The following is a 24,236-nucleotide window of genomic DNA, read 5'->3' on the forward strand; positions in this document are numbered from 1 at the left end:
GAGACTCACCATGAACCACGCCCTGACCCGGGCTGCGCTCGCCGCGGCTCTGACGCTCGCCGCCACCGGCGCCCAGGCCGCCGACAAGATCAAGGTCGGCTTCATGCTGCCCTATAGCGGCACCTACGCCGCGCTGGGCAACGCCATCGAGAATGGCTTCAAGCTGTATGTCGCCGAGCAAGGCGGCAAGCTGGGCGGACGCGAGATCGAATACTTCAAGGTGGACGACGAGTCCAATCCCGCCAAGGCGGCCGAAAACGCCAACCGCCTGATCAAGCGCGACCAGGTGGACGTGCTGATCGGCACCGTGCACTCGGGCGTGGCCATGGCGCTGGCCAAGGCCGCCAAGGATGCCGACACCACGCTGATCGTGACCAACGCGGGCGCCAACGCCATCACCGGCCCGCTGTGTGGCCCCGGCATCTTCCGCACCTCGTTCACCAACTGGCAGCCGGCCTATGCCATGGGCCCGGTGGCCTATGCCAAGGGCCACAAGACCGCCGTCACCATCACCTGGAAGTACGCGGCCGGCGACGAAGCCATCGGCGGCTTCAAGGAAGGCTTCGAGAAGGCGGGTGGCAAGGTCGTGAAGGAGCTGAGCCTGCCGTTTCCCAACGTCGAGTTCCAGTCTCTCCTGACCGAGATCGCCGCGCTCAAGCCCGACATGGTGTTCACCTTCTTCGCCGGCGGCGGCGCGGTGAAATTCGTGCAGGACTACCATGCCGCCGGCCTGAGCAAGACCATTCCGCTGTACGGCTCGGGCTTCCTTACCGACGGCACCCTGGAGGCGCAAGGCGCTTCCGCGCAGGGCCTGCTGACCACCCTGCACTATGCCGACGGCCTGAACACGCCGCGCGACAACGCCTTCCGCGCCGACTACAGCAAGGCCTACAAGGCGCAGCCGGACGTGTACGCGGTGCAGGGCTATGACGCGGCGCAGCTGATGCAGTCCGGCCTGGCCGCCGTCAACGGCGATTTCGCCAAGAAGGATGACTTCCGCAAGGCCATGCGCGGCGCCACGGTGGACAGCCCGCGCGGCCCCTTCACGCTGTCCAGCGCCGGCAATCCCGTGCAGGACATCTACCTGCGCCGCGTCGACGGGCTGGAGAACAAGGTCGTGGACGTCGCCGTGAAGAAGCTGGCCGATCCCGCGCGCGGCTGCAAGCTCTGACTCCGACCGGAACCGGCCTAAGGGGGGCCCCATGGACATCAGCATCCTGCTCATCCAGAGCCTGAACGCTTTCCAGTACGGCTTGCTGCTGTTCCTGGTGGCCAGCGGACTCACGCTGATCTTCGGCATCATGGGCATCATCAACCTGGCCCATGGCAGCTTCTACATGATCGGCGCCTATATGGCGTTCGCACTGGGCCCGGCGGTGGACCGCTGGCTGGGCGGCGGCTTCCTGGCCACGCTGGCGGTCTGCGTGCTGGCCGCCGGCGCGCTGGGCTATCTGCTGGAGGCCGCGTTCTTCAGCTACCTGTACAAGCGCAACCACTTGCAGCAGGTGCTGATGACCTACGGCCTGATCCTGGTGTTCGAGGAGCTGCGCAGCATCCTGGTGGGCAATGACGTGCATGGCGTGCCCCTGCCCGCCTGGCTGCAGGGCAGCATCGCGCTCGGCGACGTCATGACCTATCCGGTCTACCGGCTGTTCATCTCGGCCGTGGGCATCGCGGTGGCGCTGCTGCTGTACTGGGTCATCACGCGCACCCGGCTGGGCATGATGCTGCGCGCCGGCGCCAGCAACCGCGAGATGATCGGATCGCTGGGCATAGACATCAACAAGCTCTACCGCCTGGTGTTCGCGGCCGGCGTGGCGCTGGCGGCGCTGGCGGGCAGCATCGCCGCGCCGGTGTCCTCGGTCTACCCCGGCATGGGCAACGGCGTGCTCATCATCTGCTTCGTGGTGGTGGTGATCGGCGGCATAGGCTCTATCCGCGGCGCCTTCCTTGCCGCGATGCTGGTGGGCGTGGTGGAAACCTTCGGGCAGGTGCTGTTCCCGTCCGCGGCAGGCGTGCTGGTGTACCTGCTGATGGCCTTCATACTTCTTTGCAAGCCCGAAGGGCTGTTCAAGCAGGGCTGACCATGTTGAACCGACTCTTGCCCATCGCGGCGCTGCTGGCGCTGGCCGCCTTTTCCTGGAGCGGCAGCGACTACTACACCGGCCTGGCGATCAAGATCATGATCTACGCGATCTTCGCGCTCAGCCTGCAGTTGCTGGTGGGCGGCGCGGGACTGGTCAGCCTGGGCCACGCCGCCTTCTTCGGCATCGGCGCCTACGCCGCGGCGCTGCTGTCGCCCGAATCCGAGGCCGCCAGCCTGTGGTGGCTGCTGCCGGCCGCGCTGCTCGCCGCCGCGGCCTACGCGTTCGTGACCGGCGCGCTGGCGCTGCGCACCCGCGGCGTGTACTTCATCATGGTCACGCTGGCGTTCTCGCAGATGGCCTACTACGTGTTCCACGACACCAAGCTCGGCGGCGGCAGCGACGGCATCTACCTGTACTTCCGCCCCGAACTGTCCGTGGCCGGCTGGATGCCGTTCGACCTTGCCGACGCCAGGACCTTCTACTTCTTCGTGCTGGCCTGCCTGGCGCTGGCCTGGGGCTTCCTGGCGCTGTTGCGGCGTTCGCCCTTCGGCGCCGCGCTGGCCGGCATCCGCATCAACGAACAGCGCATGCGCGCGGCCGGCTACTCGACCTATCCGTACAAGCTCGCCGCCTATGTCGTGGGCGCCACCTTGGCAAGCCTGGCGGGCTTTCTCTTCGCCTTGAAGGACGGCTTCGTCACGCCGGAACTGCTGGCCTGGGAACAATCCGGCCTGGTGCTGCTGATGGTGATCCTGGGCGGCATGGCCAGCCTGGGCGGCGCGGTGCTGGGCACGGTGGCGCTGGTGCTGCTGCAGGAACTGTTCCAGTCACAGGAGCTGTTCGGCGATTATGCGCGCCACTGGCACCTGCCCCTGGGCCTGGCCATCATCGCGCTGGTGGCCCTGCTGCCCAACGGCCTGGCCGGGCTGCCGGCGCAACTGCGCCAACGGCGCGCGGCGCGCACTTCCGGCGCAGGCGTCGACGCCCCCCGCGCCGCGCCGAAGCCGGATGCCGCCCCTTCCAGCCGCCAGCCGGGCCCTGCCCGCCTGCCCATCCAGGGAGAACCCCATGTCTGACGTCCTGCTTGCCGCCAGCGCGGTCACGCGCCGCTTCGGCGGCCTCACGGCGGTGAATGGCGTGTCGCTGGCCTTGCAACGCGGCCAGGTGCACGCCGTCATCGGCACCAACGGCGCGGGCAAATCCACGCTGATCAACATCCTGTCGGGCGAACTCGCGCCCAGCAGCGGACAGGTCATGCTGGGCGGGCGCGACATCACCGCCTGGCGCCAGCCCGACCGGGCCCGCGCCGGCCTGGGCCGCAGCTACCAGCGGTCCACCATCTTTCCCGAACTGAGCGTGTTCGAGAATTGCAGGCTGGCCGCCCAGGCGCGCCGCCAGCGCTTCTGGCACTGGTGGCGCTCCGCATCGGAATGCCGCCACAGCGCGGAACTTGCGCGCCATGCGCTGGAGCGCACCGGCCTGGCGGACGACGCCGCGCGCGAAGCCGGGCTGCTGCCGCATGGCCGCAAGCGCCAGCTTGAGATAGCCATGTGCCTGGCGGGCGAACCGCAGGTGCTGCTGCTGGACGAACCGCTGGCCGGCATGGGCCCAGAGGAAACCGACCGCATCCTGGAACTGCTGGACGCGCTCAAGCCCGGCCATGCCATCCTGTTGGTGGAGCACGACATGGACGCAGTCTTCCGCGTCGCCGAGACCATCACGGTGATGGTCAACGGCAGCGCCATCGCCAGCGGCACGCCTGCCGCCATTCGCGCCAACCCCGAGGTGCGCACCGCCTACCTGGGCGATGACGCGCATGGAGCCGCCGCATGACCATGAACGCCTTGATCGAAGCGGGCGGACTGCACGTCTATTACGGCGCCAGCCATGTGCTGCGCGGCATCGACATGCATATCGCGCCCGGAGAATCCGTCGGCCTGGTCGGCCGCAACGGCATGGGCAAGACCACGCTGATCCGCAGCCTGATGGGCCACGTCAAGAGCGCCCAGGGCAGCGTGCGCGTGGACGGGCGCGACTGCACCCGCGCCCAGCCCCATGCCATCGCCCGCATGGGCGTGGCCTACGTGCCCGAGGGACGCGGCATCTTTCCCAACCTGAATGTGCGCGAAAACCTGCAGGTAGCCGCACGCGCCGGCCGCGACGGCCGCCAGGACTGGACCTACGCGCGCGTGCTGGAAGCCTTTCCGCGCCTGCAGGAACGCCTGGGGCATGGCGGCCAGCAACTGTCGGGCGGCGAGCAGCAGATGCTGGCCATCGGCCGCGCGCTCATGACCAATCCCGAGCTGCTGATCCTGGACGAGGCCACCGAAGGCCTGGCGCCGCTGATCGTGGCCGAGATCTGGAAGATCATCCGGCAGATCCGCGCCAGCGGCATGTCCACCTTGATCGTGGACCGCAACTACCGCGCGGTGCTGGAGCACACCGACCGCTGCCTGGTGATGGAGAAAGGCCGGATCGTGCAGGACGGCGACAGCGCGTCGCTGGCCCGGCAACCGGAGCAGCTGACGCGCTACCTGGGGGTTTAGGACCCGCTCGCCCTAAAAAGGCTTGCACCGGCCCTGGGGCCGGCAAGCCGGTCTCAGATCACCGCTTCGATCAGGAACGGTCCGCGGCGCTTCAGGCCTTCCTGCAGCGCCCGCGCAAATCCTTCCACCGTATCCACGCTGACCGCCTCCACGCCCATGCCGCGCGCCAGGTGGGTCCATTCCAGGTGCGGCTCCTGCAGGTCCAGCATGCGGCGGGCGTTGCGCCCGGGATTCTGCACGCCCACGTTTTTCATTTCACCGTGCAGCGTGGCATAGGAGCGGTTGGCCAGGATCACCGTCAGGCAGTCCAGGTTCTCGCGCGCCTGCGTCCACAGCGCCTGCAAGGTGTACATGCCGCTGCCGTCGGCCTGCAGGGTGACGACCTTGCGGTCCGGGCAGGCGACAGCGGCGCCGGTCGCCAGGGGCAGGCCGATGCCGATGGCGCCGCCGGTCAGCATCAGCCAATCGTGCGGCGCGCTGCTGGCGCTGTAGATGGGAAATTCGCGGCCCTGGGTGATGGACTCGTCGCACACGATGGCCTGTTCCGGCAGGTGGTGCGCGACCAGGATGTTGACGGCGGCGCCGGTCAGCTTGCCGGACTGCGGCACGTCGTAGCTGGCACCGGGCGCGGCCAGGCGCGGCGCGTCCTGGGCGATGCCCAGCTCGTCGGCCAGCCATTCCAGCGCATGCGCCAGGTCCTGCTCGGGCGTGCCCAGCACGACCTGGTTGCAGTCGGGCGGCGCCAGCAAGCTGGGCTTGCCCGGATAGGCGAAGAAGCCGACTGGCGCCTTGGCGCCGACCAGCACCAGGTGGCGCACGTCCTTCAGTTTGGCCACCGCCAGGTCGATCGGGTACGGCAAGCGGTCGACCGGCGTGCGCGAGCCGCCGCGTTCGATGCGGCGGTTGGAGGTTTCGGACACCAAGCGCACGCCGGTGGCGCGCGCGATGCGGCCGGCGGCGTTGAGCGCGCGTTCGCGCAGCGCGCTGCCGCCCAGCATCAGGGTCGTGACTTCGCCGGAGCGGATCGCGGCGGCGGCCGCGCGCACCGCCTCGGCCGAGGTCTGCGTCAGGGCCTCGATCTTGGCCAGCACCGGCGCGCCGGCGTTGTCCGGCAGGTCGGTCCAGGCCGCGTCGGCCGGCAGGATCAAGGTGGCGATATTGCCCGGCGAACGGCGCGCCACGCCGACGGCCTCGGCCGCGTCGGCCGACAGGTCGGCGGCCTTCATGGTGCGCTTGACCCAGTGCGACATCGGCCGCGCGACGCCTTCGACGTCGCTGGTCAGGGGCGCGTCGTACTGGACGTGATAGGTGGCGTGATCGCCCACGATGTTGACCATGGGCGTGCGGGCGCGCTTGGCGTTGTGCAGGTTGGCCAGGCCGTTGCCCAACCCGGGGCCCAGGTGCAGCAAGGTGGCGGCCGGCTTGTCGGCCATGCGCGCATAGCCGTCGGCCGCGCCCGTCACCACGCCCTCGAACAGGCCCAGCACGCAGCGCATCTTCGGTTTGCGATCCAATGCCGCGACAAAGTGCATTTCCGATGTGCCGGGGTTCGCGAAGCAAACATCCACATCGTTGGCCAGCAAGGTATCGCAAAGACTATCAGCGCCGTTCATCGTTTTTTCCCTGGTCGTTTTCCGTTGGCGGTGCAAGGGCGCATGCGCGCCCGCGTGATATGCATGATAGGTAGCGTAGCCGAAACCGGCTAGAGCCATTTCAGGCCGCCGTCATGGAACCATTCCGCATGTTCCGCCAACCGGAATTTGCGCGGCCCTGCTCAGGCCAGTATCTGTCCCAGGAAGGCCTGCGCGCGTTCGGTGCGCGGCGCGCGGAAGAAATTGTCCGGCGTGTCCGATTCGACGATGCAACCCTGGTCCATGAAGACCACGCGGTCGCCGACCTCGCGCGCGAACCCCATCTCGTGCGTGACGCAGACCATGGTCATGCCATCGCGGGCCAGCGCCACCATGGTGTCCAGCACCTCCTTGACCATCTCCGGGTCCAGCGCGGATGTGGGCTCGTCGAACAGCATGATCTTGGGCCGCATGCACAGGGCCCGCGCAATCGCCACGCGCTGCTTCTGGCCGCCGGACAGCTGGCCCGGATACTTGGCCGCGTGCTGCGGAATCTTCACGCGCTCCAGGTACTCCATGGCGCGGGCCTCGGCCTCCTCGCGCGGCACGCCCTTCACCAGCATCGGCGCCAGCGTGCAGTTGTCCAGCACGGTCAGGTGCGGAAACAGGTTGAAGTGCTGGAACACCATGCCGACCTCGGCGCGGATGCGCTCGATGTTCTTCAGGTCATCGTTCAGTTCGATGCCGTCGACCACGATCCGGCCTTTCTGGTGTTCCTCCAGGCGGTTCATGAGCCGGATGGTGGTGGACTTGCCCGAGCCCGACGGTCCGCACAGGATCAGCTTTTCGCCGGGCAGCACCTCCAGCGCCAGTTCGTCCAGCACCTTGAAGTCGCCATACCACTTGCATACGCCCTGCATCGTGATGATCGGGGCCGCGTAGTTGATTCCGTCCATCGCGTCAGGCCTTGGAGATGTCATGGTTTTCGCCCGCGCCGCTCCAGTAGCCCGGCACCGTCAAGCGCTTTTCGGAACGGCGGAACACGTAGGCCAGCACGCTGCACATGGCGAAGTAGATGACCCCCACCATGGTGTAGACGGTCAGCGCCTGGAAGGTCGCGCCGGCCAGCATTTCGCCTGCCCGCATCAGCTCATAGACGCTGATGACGGCCACCAGCGAGGTTTCCTTGATGAGAACCAGCGCGTAGTTGCCCAGGGCCGGGAACACGGTGCGCAGCGCCTGCGGCAGCACGATGCGGCGCAGCCGCTGCACCTTGCCCAGGCCCAGCGCGCGCGCCGCCTCGTACTGGCCGCTATCCACCGACTGGATACCGCTACGGAACAGCTCCGCCAGATAGGCGCCGAAGTTCAAGGTCAGGCCCAGCACCCCGGCGACGAAGCCGTTGATGACCACGCCCATTTCGGGCAGGCCGTAGTAGATGTAGAACAGCTGCAGCAGCAGCGGAGTGCCCCGTATCACATCGATGTAGAAACGCGCGCCGCGGCTGAGCAGCCGCGACGGCGACAGGCGGCACAGACAGACGACCAGGCCCAACGCCACCGCCAGGAATGCCGAACAGAAAAACAGCGCCAGGGTCCAGACCGTGCCCTCGGCCAGGGGTGTCAGGTACATGCTCAGGGTCGCGAGATCCACGTCGTGCTCCTTATCCGCGCCAGTGCGGCGTCATTTGCTCATCAGGTCCGCCACGCCCCACTTCTGCCCGATGGCGGCGAGTTCGCCGTTCTGCTTCATCTGCGCGAGCGCGCCGTTGACCGCCTCCAGCAGGGCGGCGTTGCCTTTCTGCACGGCCATGCCCACCTGCCACTTGCGTTGCGGCTGATAGCCGGTATCCAGCTTCACGCCCGGGATGTTCTTGGTCTTGATCTGGTAGATGATGCTGGGCGGATCGACGATGCCCAGGTCGATGCGGCCGGCGCGCACGTCGGCCAGCAGCGTGGAGTAGTCCTGGTATGTGGAAACCTTGGTGCCGGGCATGTCCTTGATCATGTTGAACTGCACCGAATCCACCAGCACGCCGACGCGCTGGCCCTTCATGTCTTCGAACTTGGCGTATTTCTTGTCGGCCTTGTCGCTGACCACGACGCCCTCGCCCCATTCATAGACCGGCGCGGAAAAGTCGATGGCGCGGGCGCGTTCCTCGGTGATGAAGAGCGGCGCGGACATGACGTCGGCGCGGCCGGACGTCAGCGTGGGGATCAGGCCCGAGAACGGCACGTCGGACAGCTTGTCCGAGACTTTCAGGTGCTTGGCCACGCCAGCGGCCACGTCGACCATGATGCCTTCGAGCTGGTTCGACTTCGGATTCTTGAAGCCGTGCGGCGGCGCGGACGCCGTGGTGACGACGTTCAGGGTCTGGTCCGCGCGGATCTCTTCCAGCGTGCGCGCCTGCGCGCCACCCTGGGCCAGCAGGCCGGCTGCAATCAGGCCCAGCAAAATGGATTTGAGTTTCATCGTTTTCCCCTTGGATGAAATGGTTGGCGTGGCGCTGCCGGCTCAGGCCGGGCGCCCCTGCGGATACTGCTGCACCGCGACCGCCGCCAGCGCGCAGAATTCCTGCATGACAGTGGCGGCCAGGAAGGCCGTGGCCCCCTGCACGTCTTGCGGCGGCGACACGGTGTTCACGTCGAACGCCACGAAGTTCAGCCCGGCAAGCTGGCGCAGTAGCGCCAGGCCTTCCTTGGGCGAGAGCCCTCCCCACTCGGGGGTGCACACGCCCGGCGCGCACGATGGGTCGAAGATGTCCATGTCGAAGCACAGGTACACCGGACGCTGGCCGATGCGCTGCTTGATGTCGGCCAGCGCGCCCTTCTGGTCCTGGTCGAAATCGTCGTATGGCACGATCGTGTAGCCGACCTCGCGCCCGAACTCCAGCACGCCGGGCATGAAGGAGCTGCCGCGCGTGCCGACGTGGAAACTGGAGGCCACGTCCAGCAGCCCTTCTTCGGCGGCGCGCGTGAATGTGGTGGCCGTGTTGTAGCCAGGGATGGGATAAGTGTCGGTGTGCGAATCGAAATGCAGCACCACGAAGTCCGGATGGCGGCGCGCCACGGCGCGCAGCTGCGGCAGCGTGACCGCGCCGTCGCCGCCCATGGAAATCGGGATGGCGCCGGCGTCCAGGATGGCGCCGATGCCGGCCTCGATCAGCGGATAGGAGGCGTCCGGATCGCCGGGATGGCAGGCCACGTTGCCCACGTCGATGGCGCGCAGGAACTCCGGCGGATTGTCGATGCCGTGGCGGCGGAAGATGTCCACCGGCCGCAGCAGCCGGGACTGCTCGCGGATCGCGTCCGGCCCCTGGCGCGAGCCGACGCGGAACGGATGGGTGCCGCAATCGAAGGGGATGCCCACCACGCAGGCGCGCGCCGCGCCTGTACCCGCGGCCCGGACGGCCGGCAGGCCCATGAACCCGGCGACGGGATGAAAACAGACTTCGGCTGGCTGCTGCACAACTCGGCTCCTGTGTGACGACCCGCTGCCTGGGCAGCATCCGGGATCACTATTTAGATTCGATTGAATCGCTGTGCGATATGATCGTGTCGAAATAAGAGTAGCAAGCGTACAAGCATCCAGCCAATTAGGGAGTTTCCCCTAATCGGTATTTTTATATCCGATTAATTTAGTATGGATTTTGCTAGCATCGGCGCCAGCGGCCAGCGCCAGCGCAGGGCACGGCCCCGGGAATCAGGCGTCGTCGCCGGACGGCATCGCGCCGCGCAAGGCGCCGCCGGGCGGCTCCATTTCATAGAAGGGGCGCGTGCGCCCCAGCGTGCGCGACGCGCTGATGGCGTGCGCAGTTTCCACCACTTGCGGACCGAACACCGCCTGCGCCTGCTCGAAGGACCAGCGGCTGGACGGCACGGACACGTTGACCGCCCCCACCGGCGTGCCGCCGGCGTCCAGCACCGCGGCGCTGACCGTGATGTCGCCCGGGTAGAACTCGCCGTCGGAACGCGCATAGCCATGGCGCCGGGCGAACTCCAGCTCGGCCAGCAGCGCGTCCATGCCGGTGATGGTGGCGGCGGTGTAGGGCTTGCGGTCGCACTGTTCCAGCAGGCCGCGCGCGACCGCCGGGTCCAGGCGGGCCAGCACCGCGCGCCCCGCGGCCGTGCAATACAGCGGCAGGCGCATGCCCACCGGCATGTTCACGAACATTTCCTTGTGGGTGGCGAAGCGCGCCACGTAGACCATGTCCAGGCCGTCGGGCTCGGCCAGGCTGCAGGTTTCCTGGCTGTTGCGGTTGAGCGTGTGCAGGAACGGATTGCCGCCCAGCACCAGCGGGCTGGTCTGGACATACTTCATGCCCAGTTCCAGCGACCAGGGACCCAGCGAGAACTTCTTGCTCACGGGGTCCTTGCGCAGGTAGCCCAGGGTCCACAAGGTATGGGCGAAGCGCTGCACCGAGCTCTTGCTCAGGCCGGTCGCTTCGGCCAGTTCCGGCAGGGTCATGGCCGGCTGGCCTTCGCTGAAGGCGCGCAGGACGGAGACGCCGCGCGCCAGCGCGGCGATGAACAATGGGGAATCCTCGGCGTTTCGGTTCTGCGTCATGGCGCGTGGGGCGTCCAATGGAAAGCGCATAGCGTACCGTATAACGGTGCGAACGTATCGCGTGGCGATGCCATAAAAAAACGGCCCGGAAGCTCCGGGCCGTTTCGACCAGCGCAGGCCTCAGCGGATCGGCCAGGGATACATGGCGCCGCCCTTGTTCCACAACGCATTCGTGCCGCGTTGCAGGCCCAGCTTGCTGTCCTTGCCGACGTTGCGCTCGAACACTTCGCTGTAGTTGCCCACGGCCTTGATGGCGTTGTAGGCCCACTTTTCATCCAGGCCCATGTTCTTGCCGGCGCCCGGCGTCACGCCCAGAATGCGCGCGATGTTGGGGTTGTTGCTCTTGAGCATCTCGTCCACGTTCTTCTGCGTGATGCCGTATTCCTCGGCCTCCATCAGCGCGAACAGCGTCCAGCGCACGATGCCCAGCCAGTTCTCGTCGCCCTGGCGCACCATGGGGCCCAGCGGCTCCTTGGAGAAGCGTTCCGGCAGGATCTCGTAGTCGTCCGGTTTGGCGACCTGCGTGGCGCGCACCGCGGCCAACTGCGAAGCGTCGTCGGTGAAGGCGTCGCAACGGCCCGACTCGAAGGCGCGCACGACCTCGGTCACCTTGTCGATCACCACCGGCTTGAACTCGATGTTGTTGGTGCGGAACCAGTCGGCCAGGTTGAGTTCGGTGGTGGTGCCGGGCTGCACGCAGACCGTGGCGCCGTTGAGTTCCTTGGCGCTCTTCACGCCCAGCTTCTTGTTCACCAGGATGCCCTGGCCATCGTAGAAGCTGGCGGCCACGGCCGCCAGGCCCAGCGAGGTGTCGCGGGTCTGCGTCAGCGTGACGGTGCGCAGCAACACGTCCACTTCGCCCGATTGCAGCGCCGTGAAGCGCTGCTGCGTGGACAGCGGCGTGCCCTTGAATTTGGTCGGATCACCGAACACGGCCGCCGCGACCGCGCGACAGATGTCCACGTCCATGCCTTCCCATTCGCCCTTGCTGTTGGTGGCCGAAAAGCCGGATACGCCGTCGGTCAGGCCGCACTGCACGAATCCTTTTTTCTTCACGGCATCGAGGGTGGGTCCCGCCACCGCCGCCTGGGATGCGCAAGCCAGGGCCAGGGCGCCGGCTGCAAACAAGATGGACCGCTTCATGATCGCTTCTCCTGAGATGGATGCCGCGCCGGCTTGTAAGCCAGTCGCGGTTGAAACCGAGCCCTGCCTTACCGGGCCGGCCGCCAGATTAAGCGATGTCCACCGAGCGGACAACGCAACGCCGCCTAGTGGAAACCCGGAGGAAATGCCGCCTGCCCAGTGATTACAGCGATGTCCGGTGAACGAACTTTATCCGCCCACCCGACGGCGGCCCGCGCTTACCTTGCGTGCCATACTTTTTTCGCGTCCCGGGCCCGCCGCTGCCGGCGCCGCAATCTCTCAAAAAAACGGCCGCGCCTGGATCGCGGCCGGCTCATGGAGGAGACCAACCCATGGCATGTGCAAGCTTCTTGCAGTCCCGCCGCAGCACCCTCAAAACCCTGCTGTGCGCCACCCTGGCGGCGACCGGACTCGCCGCCGGCGCCGTCCACGCGGCGGATGACTGGCCCAGCAAGCCCATCAAGGTCATCGTGCCGTACACGCCCGGCGGCTCGACCGACATCGTCACCCGCATCGTGATGGACAAGCTGGGCCCGCGCCTGAAGCAGACCATCATCATCGAGAACCGCCCAGGCGCGAACAGCAGCGTGGGAGCGGGCATCGCCGCGAAAGCGGAGCCGGACGGCTACACCTTTCTGTCCATACTTCCCGCCTACATCATCAATTTCCATCTGTACAAGCTGGGCTACAAGCCCGCCGACCTGACGCCCGTGGCGCAGATGGCCGATCTGCCGCTGTTCCTGTTCGTGGCCGAAGACATACCGGTGAAGACCGTGGCCGAACTGGTCGAGTACGGCCTCAAGAATCCGGACAAGCTCACCTACGCCTCCAGCGGCAACGGCTCCAGCGCGCACCTGACCGGCGCCGATTTCGCGCTGCAAAGCAAGATCACGATGACGCACGTGGCCTACAAGGGCAGCGCCCCCATCCTGGCCGACCTGCTGGGCGGCCGGGTCTCGATGGTGTTCGACCCCATCCTGGTGCCCATGCAATACGTGAAGCAGAACCGGCTGAAGGCGCTGGCGTTCACGGGCAAGGAACGCTGGCCCACCGAACCCTCGATTCCCACCATGGAGGAAGCGGGCCTGCCCGGCTTCGTCACGGGATCCTGGGCCGGGCTGATGGCCCCGGCCGGCACGCCCGCGCCCATCATCGAACGCATGGCGCGCGAGATCAGCGAGATCGTCAAGGAACCCGACGTCAGGCAGAAGTTCCTGGATGCCGGCTTCCTGCCCGCCAGCGGCACCACCGCCCAATTCGCGGAGCTGATGAAGACGGACTCGGCGCGCTATGCCGGGATCATCAAGCAGGCGCGCATCACCGTGGATTGAGCGCGGAGGCCCTCATGATCGACAAGTTCTACGACACGCCCGAGGCGGCCGTCTCGGACATCCACGATGGCGCCACCGTGCTTATCAGCGGCTTCGGCGGAGCCGGCATGCCCACCGAGCTGATCCACGCGCTGATCGCGCAGGGCGCGCGCGATCTCACCGTGGTCAGCAACAACGCCGGCAACCACGAGACCGGCCTGGCCGCGCTGATCAAGGCCGGACGCGTGCGCAAGGTGATCTGCTCGTTTCCCAAGGCCTCGCATTCCTGGGTCTTCGACGAGCTCTACCGCCAGGGCAGGATCGAGCTGGAATGCGTGCCGCAGGGCACCATCGCCGAACGCCTGCGCGCGGCCGGCGCCGGCTTGGGCGGGTTCTACACGCCCACGGCCTACGGCACCGAACTCGCGCGCGGCAAGGAGACCCGCATGATCGATGGCCGCGGCCACGTCTTCGAGCATCCCTTGCATGGCGACTTCGCGCTGGTGAAGGCGGACCAGGCCGACCGCTGGGGCAACCTCACCTACAACAAGAGCGCGCGCAACTTCGGGCCCATCATGTGCATGGCGGCGAAAACCGCCATCGTGCAGGTGCGCGCCAAGGTCGCGTTGGGCGAGCTGTCGCCCGAGTCGGTGGTGACGCCAGGCATCTTCGTCAAGCGCGTCACCCAGGTCGCCAACGCGGCCTTCTCCAGCTAGCGCCTGTCGAACCCAAAAGGAATCCGCATGTTCCAACCCCTGACCCGCGAGGCCATGGCGCGCCGCCTGGCCCAGGACATTCCCGACGGCAGCTATGTCAATCTGGGCATCGGCATGCCCGTGCTGGTGGCGGCGCACCTGCCCGCCGGCCGCGAGATCGTGCTGCACAGCGAAAACGGCATTCTGGGCATGGGCCCGCCCCCCGCCGAGGGCGAGGTCAACCTGGACCTGATCAACGCCGGCAAGCAGCCGGTGACGCTGCTGAAAGGCGGCGCGTACTTCCATCACGCGGATTCATTCGCGATGATGCGCGGCGGCCACCTGGACATCTGCGTCATGGGCGGCATGCAGGTCGCCGCCAATGGCGACCTGGCCAACTGGTCCCTGGCCAAGCCGGGCGAAGCGCCCGCCGTGGGCGGCGCGATGGACCTGGCGGTGGGCGCGCGCAGCGTCTACATCATGATGGAACACAACAGCAAGAACGGCGAACCCAAGATCGTCGAACGCTGCTCCTACCCGCTGACAGGCGCCGGCGTGGTGGACCGCATCTACACGGACCTGGCGGTCATCGAAGTCACGCCGGACGGGCTGCTGGTTCGGGATATGATCGACGGCATGACCCTGACAGCACTCCAGGCGCGCACCGGCGCGCCGCTGCGCGCAGCCTGATGCGGCCCAATCTTCCTCCGCCCGGCTATGCCGCGCCGCTCGCGGCGGAAGACCATCCCGACCAGCTGCGCGGCGACCCGGACTACATGCTGACGCTGGCGCGCGGCCTGCACGTGATCCGCGCCTTCGGCACGCGCCGCCACCCGCAGACCGCGGCCGAACTGAGCCGCCGCGCGGGCCTGCCCCGCGCCGTGGTGCAGCGCTGCCTGCACACGCTGATCCTGCTGGGCATCGCCGAGCAGCACGGCAGGCTGTATGTGCTGACGCCGCGCATCCTGGGCCTGGGCTACGCCTACTTCTCATCCACGCCCTTCGTCTCGCTGGCGCAGCCGGTGCTGGAAGAGCTCAGCGCCACGATCAACGAAACCTGTGCGCTGGCCATCATGGAAGGCCACGAAATGCTGTATCTGGCGCGTTCCGAGGTCAACCGCCTGCTGGCCACGTCGATGGGGCTGGGCAGCAGGCTGCCTGCGTACTGCACGTCCATCGGCCGGGTGCTGCTGGCGCAACTGCCGGAACCGGCCCTGGCCCGCTACTTCGCCGCGACCGAGCTGCAGCCCTACACGGAATTCACGCTGGTGACCGAAGACAGGCTGCGCGCCGAACTCGCACGCATCCGCGAGCAGGACTACGCCGTCGTTGACCAGGAACTGGAATTGAACGTGCGCGCCATCTCGGTGCCCGTGCGCTCGGCCAGCGGCAAGGCTTGTGGCGCGGTCAACGTCAGCGTCAAGGCGGCGCGGGTGCCGCTGAACCGGTTGACGGAGGAATTCCTGCCGCCGTTGCGACAGGCGGTGGAGAGAATCGGGGAATTCCTGGCCGCGTAGGCTGGGCGAAGCGCGAGAGTTCTTGAGTAAGAACGCTGACCTCAAGCGCGCGTAACCCATGCTGCCGTGAGCAAGTAACGCCTGCGGCGGCCGGAAAACAGTCTATTGCGACAGCATGGGTTGCGCGCGTTCCACGTTGGAGTTCTTGCTTAAGAACCCTTGCGCTTCACCCCTCCTACAGATCCGTCGTATCCAGCGTGAAAGCCGCGGCGGCGCGGCCGATGCGGTCGTTGACGGCGTGCCAGTCGTCGGTGGCGGGCGGCGCCTGCACGATGATGCGCGCGTAGCCCTGCTTGTCCAGGTCGCGCAGCAGGCCGTAGAGCGCCTGGGCATAACGCGCCGGATCGGCGGGCACGGCCTGCCATTGCACCCGGGCGTCCAGCGCGGCAGGACGATCGCCGTAGGCGACCACCACCACCTTGCCTTCAGGCAGACCCTGGCCTTGCGTCACGGCCTGCAGGCGCGCGTCGGAAGCCAGCTCCAGCGCCGTGCGCGGCGCGTAGTGCGCCTTCAGCGTGCCCGAGGCGCGCGGCGCGGCCGCATCGGGCGCGAAGACCTGCACGCCCAGCACGGCTTCGATCTGCGCGGCGCTGATGTGGCCGGGACGCAGCAGCACGGGGCCGGCGCCGCGGTCCAGGCGCGACAGGTCCAGGATGGTGGACTCGATGCCCACTTCCGAAGCGCCGCCTTCCAGCACCGGCATGCCGGCCGCGACTTCCTCGGGGAATTCGCTGCGCACATGCTCGGCGCGCGTCGGCGACACCTGGCCGAACTTGTTGGCCGACGGCGCCGCGACCCCGCCCTGCCCGTTGGGCTTGCCCGCGGCAAAGGCCGCCAGCAGCGCCTGGGCCACGGGATGCGAGGGGCAGCGGATGCCGATGCTGTCCTGGCCGCCGCTCACCGTATCCGCGATGTGCGGCGCGCGCTTGAGGATCAGCGTGAGCGGACCGGGCCAGAAGGCGTCGATCAGCAGGCGTGCCTCGGCCGGCACTTCCGCCGCCCAGTACGACAGGTCGCCTTGCGGCGCGATGTGCACGATGACGGGATGGTTGGACGGCCGGCCCTTGGCCGCGTAGATCTTGGCCACGGCTTGCGGGTTTTCCGCGTCCGCGCCCAGGCCATAGACGGTCTCGGTGGGGAACGCGGCCAGCTCGCCGTCCAGCATGCGTTGCGCGGCGTAGGCGATCTCCGCGGCGCTGGCGGAGCCTGACGGGGGCAAGGAGGTCATGGACGTCGTCGCGCTTTACTCGGGAGCCTGCATGCCCAGCGCCGCCGCCACGCGGGCGGCGTCGTCGCGGGCCTGCTGCAAGGTCGGCGCCACGATCGTGATGTGGCCCATCTTGCGGCCGCGGCGCGCTTCGCGCTTGCCGTACAGGTGCAGCTTGGCGGTGGGCACCTTCAGCGCGGCGGCCCAGTCGGGCTCGCGCTGCGCCGTGGCGGTGGCCGACGGATACCAGATGTCGCCCAGGATGTTCAGCATGACGGCAGGCGCCAGCAGGTCGGAGCCGCCCAGCGGCAGGCCGGCCATGGCGCGCGCCTGCTGCTCGAACTGGCTCGTCAGGCAGGCGTCCATGGTGTAGTGGCCGCTGTTGTGCGGACGCGGCGCGATCTCGTTGACGATCAGGCTGCCGTCCTTGAGCACAAAGAACTCCACGCACAGCACGCCGTGGTAACCCAGGCCTTGCGCGATGGCCTGCGCGGCCTGCGTCGCGCAGGCCTGCCTTTCGGCATGGGCTGCGTCCTGCTGCACCGGCGCCGCCGTCGACACCGCCAGGATGCCGTCGCGGTGCACGTTGCGCGCCACCGGAAACACCACGCTCGCGCCGTCGAAGCCGCGCGCCAGAACCACGGAGATTTCGTAGTCCAGCGGCATCAGCGCTTCCAGCACGCACGCCACGCCGCCGAACTCGGCGAAGGCGGCCAGCGCTTCCTCGCGCGTATTGATGCGGGCCTGGCCCTTGCCGTCGTAACCCAGGCGGGCGACTTTCAGAATGCCGGGGAACAGAGCCTGCGACGCGGCGCGCAAATCGGCCTCGCTGCGGATGGCGGCGTGCGGCGCAACAGCAATGCCCTGCGAGGCGATGAAGGTCTTTTCGGCGATGCGGTCCTGCACGATGGCCACAGCGTCGGCCGCCGGGCTGACGCGGCAGCGCGTGGCCAGCGTGCGCAGGCTGTCGGCGGGCACGTTCTCGAATTCGGTGGTGACGGCCTGACAGGTCTGCGCCAGGCGCGCAAGGCCGTCCTCGTCGTCATAAGCCGCCTGGATGTGCAGGTCAGCCACCATGCCCGCCGGACATTCGGCAGCCGGGTCCAGCACCGCGACCTTGTAGCCCAGGCTCTGCGCCGCATGGCAGAACATGCGGCCCAATTGGCCGCCACCCAGCAAACCCAGCCAGCCGCCGGGAGCAATCATGAAAGCAGTCGATTGAGTCATTCTGATCAAGCCTCGGGCGGAACCTTCATGTCGCGCGCGCCTTGCGTCTGGCGCGCGCGGAACGCCACCAGCTTCTTGTGCAGGCCGGCATCCGTGCCCGCCAGGGTGGCGATCACATGCAGCGCCGCATTGGCGGCGCCGGCCTCGCCGATCGCGAAGGTGGCCACCGGCACGCCCTTGGGCATCTGCACGATGGACAGCAGCGAATCCTCGCCGCGCAGGTACTTGGACGGCACCGGCACGCCGAACACCGGCACTTCGGTCAGCGCGGCCATCATGCCCGGCAGGTGCGCCGCGCCGCCGGCGCCGGCGATGATGCCGCGCAGGCCGCGCGCATGCGCTTCGGCGCCGTACTCGGCCATGTCCTGCGGCATGCGGTGGGCGGAGATCACGCGCGCCTCGTAGGCAACGCCGAAGTCCTCCAGTATGGTGACTGCGTGCTTCATGACCTCCCAATCGCTGGAAGAACCCATAATCACGCCCACCACGGGGGTGGCCACTGCCGCTGCGGAAGTCTTGGCTGTCATAACCGGTGTCTAAGAGTTGAGACCGCGGCGCGCCGCCGCGGAAAGAGGCTAAGGACTGCGGCCAAATGCCGCGAAACCCGGTATTTTACCCGGCGCCGCCGCGCTGCTATCTGGCGGCGGCGGAATCCAGCCATTGATAGCTAGTGGGGTTGTCCGGGCAAGGCCCGAAACCGCACTCCAGCGTGGTGCTGCCGACGTTGGCCAGGGCCGTCAGGAAAAACAGGGCCATGACCAGCACGCCCAGCACCGACAGGGGCTTGCGCAGCATGTTGTCGCCCCACTTGCGGTCGACGGCCAGCATCACGGCGCAGAACACGATGATGGCGCTGAAGGCCACGAACGCCCAGGTGTAGAAATGCAGGCCCAGCAGCGGCGAACCATAGCCCGGATCGCCTGGCGCGATGTGCAGCAGCACCTGGCGGCCCGAGGCCAGCATGCCGCCCAACGCGGCCGCGATGCTCATCGCGTAGTGCATGGGCGAAGGCCCCAGGCGCATGTTCAGCAGGAAGCCCACGCCCGCCAGCAATAGCGCCACGCGCTGCAAGAGGCACAGCGGGCAAGGCAATTCGTCATAGGCGATCTGCCAGAAGAACGCCATGGCCAGGGCGCCGCTGACGCCCAGCAGCGCCAGGCCGTTCAGGATGCGCGAGCCGCGCGCGGGATTGCGGGAGAAGATCATCGCCGCGCCCTCAGAACGACAAGGCCAGCGGACTGGTCATGTGGTACTGGCACCAGGCGGCGAAGAGCGCCAGCGTCAGCAGCCAGAACGTCACGCAGGGGCGGCGCCTGCCCAGCATGCCGAACCACACCGCGATCAGGCCAGTCAGGAAAGGCAACATCATTACCATGCTGGGAGCTCCTTTCTGGGGTACGTCCCCATGCAAGCAGCCGGGAATTATAACGTCACAATTCGCAATAAATCCTATCGAAAGCCCTGATAACTCTTGTAGGGCAAGCGCTTTCAGGACGAAAAAATTCGCTCCATATGAAACGCCCCCCGGAAGTTGGATTTACGTCCAACTTCCGGGGGGCGGAGCGGCAGGGCTTGGAGCTTGCGGATGTCGGGGTTCTTGAGCCGCCGAGGCTGCCCTGCGCCATTCCGATGCTCGCCCCGGTGGGGCTGTGCTTCGGATGACTCCGGGGTCCTCGGCTGGCAGTCGCCTAACGCGTTGGTTTCGGACCACCTTCATGGGCAGATACCGTGAGCCGGTGGCCGGACGGAGGGATCCGAAGCGCAGCCCCACCGGGGCGAGCATCGGAATCCCGCAGTCCGGACGCCGGCGACTCAAGAACCCTGCCTCCCAAAACCGAAGTGCGGAGCGGCAAGGCTTCGAGCTTGCGGACGTCGGGGTTCTTTAGCCGCCGAGGCTGCCCTGCGTCATTCCGATGCTCGCCCCGGTGGGGCTGTGCTTCGGATGACTCCGGGGTCCTCGGCTAACAGTCGCCTAATGCGTTGGTTTCAGACCACCTTCATGGGCAGATGCCGTAAGCCGGTGGCCGGACGGAGGGATCCGAAGCGCAGCCCCACCGGGGCGAGCATCGGAATCCCGCAGTCCGGACGCCGGCGACTCAAGAACCCTGCCTCCCAAAACCGAAGTGCGGTCCGGATTTTCCTCATCCGGACGTCCTGGGAGCAGAGCGGGTTTTTCTTGGCAGGAAGCGTTCAGGCGACCAGACGATCCAGGGCTTCGCGGTACTTGGCGGCCGTCTTTTCCAGCACGTCCTGGGGCAGGCGCGGCGCGGGCGGGGTCTTGTCCCAGGTCTGGGTTTCCAGCCAGTCGCGCACGAATTGCTTGTCGAACGACGGCGGGCTGATGCCCACGCGGTAGCCGTCGGCCGGCCAGAAGCGCGAGGAATCGGGTGTCAGCACTTCGTCCATCAGGTACAGGGTGCCGTCGTCGTCCAGTCCGAATTCGAACTTGGTATCGGCGATGATGATGCCCTTGGTGGCCGCGAACTTGGCTGCCTCGGCATAGAGCTTGAGCGTCACGTCGCGGATGCGCTCGGCCATTTCCTGGCCGACTTCCTTGACCACGTGGGCGAAGTCCACGTTCTCGTCGTGCATGCCGAATTCGGCCTTGGCGGCGGGCGTGAAGATCGGTTCGGGCAGCTGGCTGGCCTGTTGCAGGCCGGCGGGCAGCTTGATGCCGCAGACGGCGCCGGTGGCCTGGTAGTCCTTCCAGCCCGAGCCTATCAGGTAGCCGCGGGCGACCGCTTCCACCAGGATGGGCTTCAAACGCTTGACCACCACGGCGCGGCCGCGCACCTGGTCGACTTCGTCCGGAGCGACCACGTCCTCGGGCTTGATGCCGGTGGAGTGGTTCGGCAGGATGTGGGCCAACTTCTGCAGCCAGAACTCGGTCAGTTCGGTCAGCACCTGACCCTTGCCGGGAATCGGGTCGTCGAGAATCACGTCGAAGGCGGAAATGCGATCCGAAGCGACGATCAGCAACTTGTCGTCGCCCACGGCGTACATATCGCGCACCTTACCGCGGCCCAGCAGCGGCAAGGACTTGATGCTGGATTGATGCAAAGCAGAAGTCACGGGAATGGCCTATGGCAATAATGAAGATTCCCGCCACGGGCAGGCGCCAGGGCGGGAAGCAGAACGGAATCCGGGAACCGCGGGCAGGGCCGGCGCGGCGCGCGGGTCCTGCAAAGCGCATAGGTTACTGCAAATGGGCCGGTTTTGCCGGAGCCGCCCTCCCCTCGACGCCGCCCGGCGGCCGGGTTAGGCTCTGGTCTCCAACATGATGCGCGCCGACCGCCGCTGGCGTCACGGCGCTGCCCCTACGCCCGGAGACAGAGTCGTATGCAGGATGCTTCCCTCAAACGCAGCGCCCACGCCGACGCGCAGGTGCACCTGACCGGCGGTTGCCAGTGCGGCGCCGTGCGCTATGCCATCACCGATGAACCGATCATGGCGGCAACCTGTCATTGCCGGGACTGCCAGTATTCCAGCGGCGGCGCCCCGGCCCATGCGCTGATCTTCCCCACCGGCTCCATCACGCTCTTGCGCGGCAGTCCCAAGGAGCACCGCTACCGCGGCGACTCCGGCCATACCGTCATGCGCAGTTTCTGTGCCGACTGCGGCACGCCGCTGTTCGGCAATTCGGCGGGCATGGGCTATGACATCGTGCGGGCCGGCTCGCTCGACGACCCCGAGGCCTTCCACGCCCGCGCCAGCCTCTGGACCGAGTCGGCGCCGTCCTGGCACCACGTGGACCGGACCGTGCCGCACTTCCCCCGCAACTCGCCCGCGTCCTAGCCGCGACGCAGCCGAAAAAAAAGCGGTCCGCATGCGCGGACCGCTTTTTCATTGCGCCCGGACGGCGGACGCACAAGCGTCCTGCGTCCGGGGACTTTTGCTTACTGCACCACTTGGGCCAGCTTGCCCGACGCGTATTGCGCGGCGATTTCGGTCAGCGGCAGCGCCTTGATCTTGCTGGCGTTGCCGGCGGTGCCGAATTCGGTGTAGCGAGCCACACAGATGGCCTTGGCGGCGGCGCGGGCCGGCTTCAGGTATTCGCGCGGGTCGAATTTTTCCGGGTTTTCGGCGAAGAAGCGGCGGATCGCGCCGGTCATGGCCAGACGGATATCGGTGTCGATATTGATCTTGCGCACGCCGTACTTGATGGCTTCCTGGATTTCCTCGACGGGCACGCCGTAGGTTTCCTTCATGTTGCCGCCGAATTCGCGGATCTCGGCCAGCAGTTCCTGCGGCACGCTGGAGCTGCCGTGCATCACCAGGTGGGTGTTGGGCAGGCGGGCGTGGATTTCCTTGATGCGGGAGATCGACAGGATGTCGCCGGTGGGCTTGCGCGTGAACTTGTAGGCGCCGTGGCTGGTGCCGATGGCGATGGCCAGGGCGTCCAGCTGCGTGCGGCGCACGAAGTCGGCGGCTTGCTCGGGGTCGGTCAGCAGCTGGTCCATGGTCAGCTTGCCGTCGGCGCCGTGGCCGTCTTCCTTGTCGCCTTCCATGGTTTCCAGGGAACCCAGGCAGCCCAGTTCGCCTTCGACCGTCACGCCCAGCTTGTGGGCGGTGTCGACGACCTTCTTGGTCACTTCGACGTTGTAGTCGTAGTCGGCGATGGTCTTGCCGTCTTCCTTGAGCGAACCGTCCATCATGACGCTGGAGAAGCCCAGGTCGATGGCGCCTTGGCAGATCTTGGGCGACTGGCCGTGGTCCTGGTGCATGACCACGGGGATGTGCGGATAGGATTCCACGGCTGCCTGGATCAGGTACTTCAGGAAGCCTTCGCCCGCGTACTTACGAGCGCCGGCCGAAGCCTGCATGATCACCGGGCTGTCGGTCTCCGCAGCGGCTTCCATGATGGCCTGGACCTGTTCCAGGTTGTTGACGTTGAAAGCGGGAATGCCGTAACCGTGCTCGGCGGCGTGGTCGAGCAACTGGCGCATGGAGACTAGGGCCATGAGTGGTCCTCCTTAGGTACTGTCTATTGAAAGATGGTTGATGTCTTGCTGAACGGGGTGATTTTACGGGGGATTCGACGAAAGGTCTTGCAACCGCCCGTATCCGGTCCATTCAGGCGAGACCAGTTGGAGCAGGCCTGGCCTGCCCTCATCCGCAAGAAGGATGAAGCCGCGGCGTCCGCAGGGCTCCGCGGACGCCGCGATCCCCCGCGCCGCCTATGGCCGGCCGGCGTGCGGCGCGTCCACCCGGGTCATCAGGATGCAGCCTTCGTGCTTGGCGCGCCGGTTGGCCTCGATGAAGTCGGGCGCGGCGGCCATGAACAAGGTCCGGCCGTCCGGCCCGCCCAGGGCGGCTGCGAAGATGCCGAATTCGCCGGTGTCGATCTGCTCCAGGATCCTGCCGCCGCGCGCCACGCGCACGATGCGCTTGCCGATGGCGTCGGCCACCCACAGGGCGCCTTCCGCGTCCAGCGCCCCGCCGTCGGGGCCGATGGCGGACGCGGCGATCAGCACGCCCAGGTCGCCGCTGGCCGGCAGCGGGCCGAAATCGGCCCAGTCGCGGCGCGGCCCCAGCCCGCCGTCGGCCAGGATGTCGAATTCGGAAATGCGGTTGCCGAACGTTTCATTGACGATCATGGTCTTGCCATCCGGCGTGATGAACGAGCCATTGGGAAAGCACAGCCCGTCGGCCACCTGGCGCGCGGATCCGTCGGGATCGACGCGCACGATGCCGGTATTGCGCACCGGCTCGCCGGCCATGAGGTCGAAACCGAAATTGCCGACATAGGCCCTGCCCTGCGCGTCCACCACCATGTCGTTGACCGGCCCGCCGGCGTAGGCCGACAGGTCGGCATGCACGGCCAAGGTGCCGTCCCGTTCCCGGCGCAGCAGCTTGCGGTCCTTCATGGACGCAATCAGCAGGCGGCCGTCCGGCAGCCAGCCCAGCCCCGAGGGCTGCTGCGGCACGCGGCAGATCTGCTCGACCTTGCCGTCCAGGTCCACGGCGATAACCTGCTCGGTATAGAAGTCGGACGCCCACAAGCGGTTCTCGTGCCAGCGCAGCCCCTCCAGATAGGTGTATCCGGACGCCAGCACGGACAGTTCGCGTTTCGGCATTGCCTGGTCTCCTTGTGCGGCCCCGCGCGGGGGCCTGTTATTCGGATTGAGCCGGCGGCGGCCTTGGGCTGCCGGCCGGGCCCATTCTGGCATGTTGCCGCGCGATAGTGCCGCCGTTCCAAACTGATACAAATCCGATATCGGCCTGGCTGTGGAGGCCGCCCGGGGCGGCGCGCTGCGCCACCTCGATCTGTCCCCGAACTGACAACTACGTGTCAGGTGTGCGGCGTTAAGATCGCGCCCCAAGGGTAAACCCGCGGCCTCGCGAACTGCCCTGGCATCCCCACTTC

General features: G+C 67.2%; 25 protein-coding genes. 10 read left to right on the plus strand and 15 right to left on the minus strand.

The features are described from left to right. The first annotated feature begins 10 nt into the window (after window positions 1–10). From HWY37_RS25540 to HWY37_RS25560, 5 genes are read left to right on the plus strand one after another with little or no spacing between them, the layout of a single operon-like run. Window positions 11–1,171, plus strand: coding sequence for an ABC transporter substrate-binding protein (locus HWY37_RS25540; protein ID WP_175206619.1), 1,161 nt, complete (start codon window positions 11–13; stop codon window positions 1,169–1,171). A gap of 31 nt (window positions 1,172–1,202) precedes the next feature. Further along, the gene (locus tag HWY37_RS25545; RefSeq protein ID WP_042794742.1) at window positions 1,203–2,084 is read left to right on the plus strand and encodes a branched-chain amino acid ABC transporter permease; all 882 of its coding nucleotides are present in this window, start codon (window positions 1,203–1,205) and stop codon (window positions 2,082–2,084) included. A gap of 2 nt (window positions 2,085–2,086) precedes the next feature. Continuing rightward, the gene (locus HWY37_RS25550; RefSeq protein ID WP_175206620.1) at window positions 2,087–3,163 is read left to right on the plus strand and encodes a branched-chain amino acid ABC transporter permease; all 1,077 of its coding nucleotides are present in this window, start codon (window positions 2,087–2,089) and stop codon (window positions 3,161–3,163) included. Next, on the plus strand, window positions 3,156–3,920 hold the full coding sequence (locus tag HWY37_RS25555) for an ABC transporter ATP-binding protein (protein WP_176090141.1): 765 nt from the start codon (window positions 3,156–3,158) through the stop codon (window positions 3,918–3,920). Before HWY37_RS25550 ends, HWY37_RS25555 begins: the two co-directional genes overlap by 8 nt. 2 nt (window positions 3,921–3,922) lie before the next feature. Beyond that, window positions 3,923–4,633 (plus strand): ABC transporter ATP-binding protein, encoded by a 711-nt coding sequence (locus HWY37_RS25560; RefSeq protein WP_176090169.1) that lies wholly within the window; start codon window positions 3,923–3,925, stop codon window positions 4,631–4,633. 53 nt (window positions 4,634–4,686) lie between these two features. On the opposite strand, the gene HWY37_RS25565 is transcribed toward HWY37_RS25560, so the two are convergent. The 7 genes from HWY37_RS25565 to HWY37_RS25595 all read right to left on the minus strand — a co-directional run bounded on the left by HWY37_RS25565 (window position 4,687) and on the right by HWY37_RS25595 (window position 11,913). After that, entirely contained in the window at window positions 4,687–6,246 is a 1,560-nt protein-coding gene (locus HWY37_RS25565) for an acetolactate synthase large subunit (RefSeq protein WP_175206622.1), read from the minus strand. A gap of 161 nt (window positions 6,247–6,407) precedes the next feature. Continuing rightward, window positions 6,408–7,160: an amino acid ABC transporter ATP-binding protein gene (locus tag HWY37_RS25570; RefSeq protein WP_175206623.1), complete on the minus strand. Its 753-nt coding sequence runs from the start codon at window positions 7,158–7,160 to the stop codon at window positions 6,408–6,410. 4 nt (window positions 7,161–7,164) lie between these two features. Continuing rightward, complete coding sequence (locus tag HWY37_RS25575; protein ID WP_175206624.1) at window positions 7,165–7,857, minus strand: amino acid ABC transporter permease; 693 nt, start codon at window positions 7,855–7,857, stop codon at window positions 7,165–7,167. A gap of 30 nt (window positions 7,858–7,887) precedes the next feature. Then, on the minus strand, window positions 7,888–8,676 hold the full coding sequence (locus tag HWY37_RS25580; protein WP_176090142.1) for an ABC transporter substrate-binding protein: 789 nt from the start codon (window positions 8,674–8,676) through the stop codon (window positions 7,888–7,890). A 42-nt stretch (window positions 8,677–8,718) separates the two neighbouring features. Further along, window positions 8,719–9,627, minus strand: coding sequence for an arginase family protein (locus HWY37_RS25585; protein WP_176090170.1), 909 nt, complete (start codon window positions 9,625–9,627; stop codon window positions 8,719–8,721). A gap of 279 nt (window positions 9,628–9,906) precedes the next feature. Next, the gene (locus tag HWY37_RS25590) at window positions 9,907–10,770 is read right to left on the minus strand and encodes an IclR family transcriptional regulator (RefSeq protein WP_175206626.1); all 864 of its coding nucleotides are present in this window, start codon (window positions 10,768–10,770) and stop codon (window positions 9,907–9,909) included. Window positions 10,771–10,890: 120 nt separating this feature from the next. After that, complete coding sequence (locus HWY37_RS25595; protein WP_175206627.1) at window positions 10,891–11,913, minus strand: amino acid ABC transporter substrate-binding protein; 1,023 nt, start codon at window positions 11,911–11,913, stop codon at window positions 10,891–10,893. Between the two features lie 332 nt (window positions 11,914–12,245). Between HWY37_RS25595 and HWY37_RS25600 the strand changes: the two genes are divergently transcribed. Genes HWY37_RS25600 through HWY37_RS25615 form a run of 4 tightly spaced genes read left to right on the plus strand, consistent with a single transcriptional unit; the run spans window position 12,246 to window position 15,435 of the window. Continuing rightward, window positions 12,246–13,244: a Bug family tripartite tricarboxylate transporter substrate binding protein gene (locus tag HWY37_RS25600; RefSeq protein ID WP_175206628.1), complete on the plus strand. Its 999-nt coding sequence runs from the start codon at window positions 12,246–12,248 to the stop codon at window positions 13,242–13,244. A 14-nt stretch (window positions 13,245–13,258) separates the two neighbouring features. Continuing rightward, entirely contained in the window at window positions 13,259–13,939 is a 681-nt protein-coding gene (locus tag HWY37_RS25605; RefSeq protein WP_175206629.1) for a 3-oxoacid CoA-transferase subunit A, read from the plus strand. 27 nt (window positions 13,940–13,966) lie between these two features. Next, window positions 13,967–14,608, plus strand: a complete 642-nt coding sequence (locus HWY37_RS25610) for a 3-oxoacid CoA-transferase subunit B (protein ID WP_175206630.1) — start codon at window positions 13,967–13,969, stop codon at window positions 14,606–14,608. Beyond that, entirely contained in the window at window positions 14,608–15,435 is an 828-nt protein-coding gene (locus HWY37_RS25615) for an IclR family transcriptional regulator domain-containing protein (RefSeq protein ID WP_175206631.1), read from the plus strand. The genes HWY37_RS25610 and HWY37_RS25615 overlap by 1 nt, the downstream gene beginning before the upstream one ends. Before the next feature lie 175 nt (window positions 15,436–15,610). Here HWY37_RS25615 and HWY37_RS25620 read toward each other — a convergent pair whose 3' ends face one another. The 6 genes from HWY37_RS25620 to HWY37_RS25645 all read right to left on the minus strand — a co-directional run bounded on the left by HWY37_RS25620 (window position 15,611) and on the right by HWY37_RS25645 (window position 20,941). Then, window positions 15,611–16,663, minus strand: a complete 1,053-nt coding sequence (locus tag HWY37_RS25620; protein WP_176090143.1) for an L-threonylcarbamoyladenylate synthase — start codon at window positions 16,661–16,663, stop codon at window positions 15,611–15,613. A 15-nt stretch (window positions 16,664–16,678) separates the two neighbouring features. After that, entirely contained in the window at window positions 16,679–17,869 is a 1,191-nt protein-coding gene (locus HWY37_RS25625; RefSeq protein ID WP_176090144.1) for a 5-(carboxyamino)imidazole ribonucleotide synthase, read from the minus strand. A 5-nt stretch (window positions 17,870–17,874) separates the two neighbouring features. Next, entirely contained in the window at window positions 17,875–18,396 is a 522-nt protein-coding gene (purE, locus tag HWY37_RS25630; protein ID WP_176090145.1) for a 5-(carboxyamino)imidazole ribonucleotide mutase, read from the minus strand. Between the two features lie 106 nt (window positions 18,397–18,502). Further along, a complete protein-coding gene (locus HWY37_RS25635) occupies window positions 18,503–19,075 on the minus strand; it encodes a disulfide bond formation protein B (RefSeq protein ID WP_176090146.1) in 573 nt (190 codons plus the stop codon). Between the two features lie 10 nt (window positions 19,076–19,085). Beyond that, window positions 19,086–19,244: a DUF5993 family protein gene (locus tag HWY37_RS25640; RefSeq protein WP_013395673.1), complete on the minus strand. Its 159-nt coding sequence runs from the start codon at window positions 19,242–19,244 to the stop codon at window positions 19,086–19,088. Window positions 19,245–20,059: 815 nt separating this feature from the next. Beyond that, entirely contained in the window at window positions 20,060–20,941 is an 882-nt protein-coding gene (locus HWY37_RS25645) for a phosphoribosylaminoimidazolesuccinocarboxamide synthase (RefSeq protein ID WP_049075485.1), read from the minus strand. A 267-nt stretch (window positions 20,942–21,208) separates the two neighbouring features. On the opposite strand from HWY37_RS25645, the gene HWY37_RS25650 reads away from it, so the two are divergent. Further along, window positions 21,209–21,664 carry a GFA family protein gene (locus HWY37_RS25650; RefSeq protein WP_175206637.1) on the plus strand — a complete coding sequence of 152 codons (456 nt, stop codon included), beginning with the start codon at window positions 21,209–21,211 and terminating at the stop codon, window positions 21,662–21,664. 101 nt (window positions 21,665–21,765) lie between these two features. On the opposite strand, the gene fba is transcribed toward HWY37_RS25650, so the two are convergent. Together fba and HWY37_RS25660 are read right to left on the minus strand one after the other, a co-directional pair. Next, the gene (gene fba, locus HWY37_RS25655; RefSeq protein WP_088142262.1) at window positions 21,766–22,830 is read right to left on the minus strand and encodes a class II fructose-bisphosphate aldolase; all 1,065 of its coding nucleotides are present in this window, start codon (window positions 22,828–22,830) and stop codon (window positions 21,766–21,768) included. Window positions 22,831–23,046: 216 nt separating this feature from the next. Next, window positions 23,047–23,946 carry an SMP-30/gluconolactonase/LRE family protein gene (locus tag HWY37_RS25660; protein WP_176090147.1) on the minus strand — a complete coding sequence of 300 codons (900 nt, stop codon included), beginning with the start codon at window positions 23,944–23,946 and terminating at the stop codon, window positions 23,047–23,049. Window positions 23,947–24,236: the final 290 nt, after the last annotated feature.

It is taken from the genome of Achromobacter anxifer, assembly GCF_903652925.1.
GTDB lineage: Bacteria > Pseudomonadota > Gammaproteobacteria > Burkholderiales > Burkholderiaceae_B > Achromobacter > Achromobacter anxifer.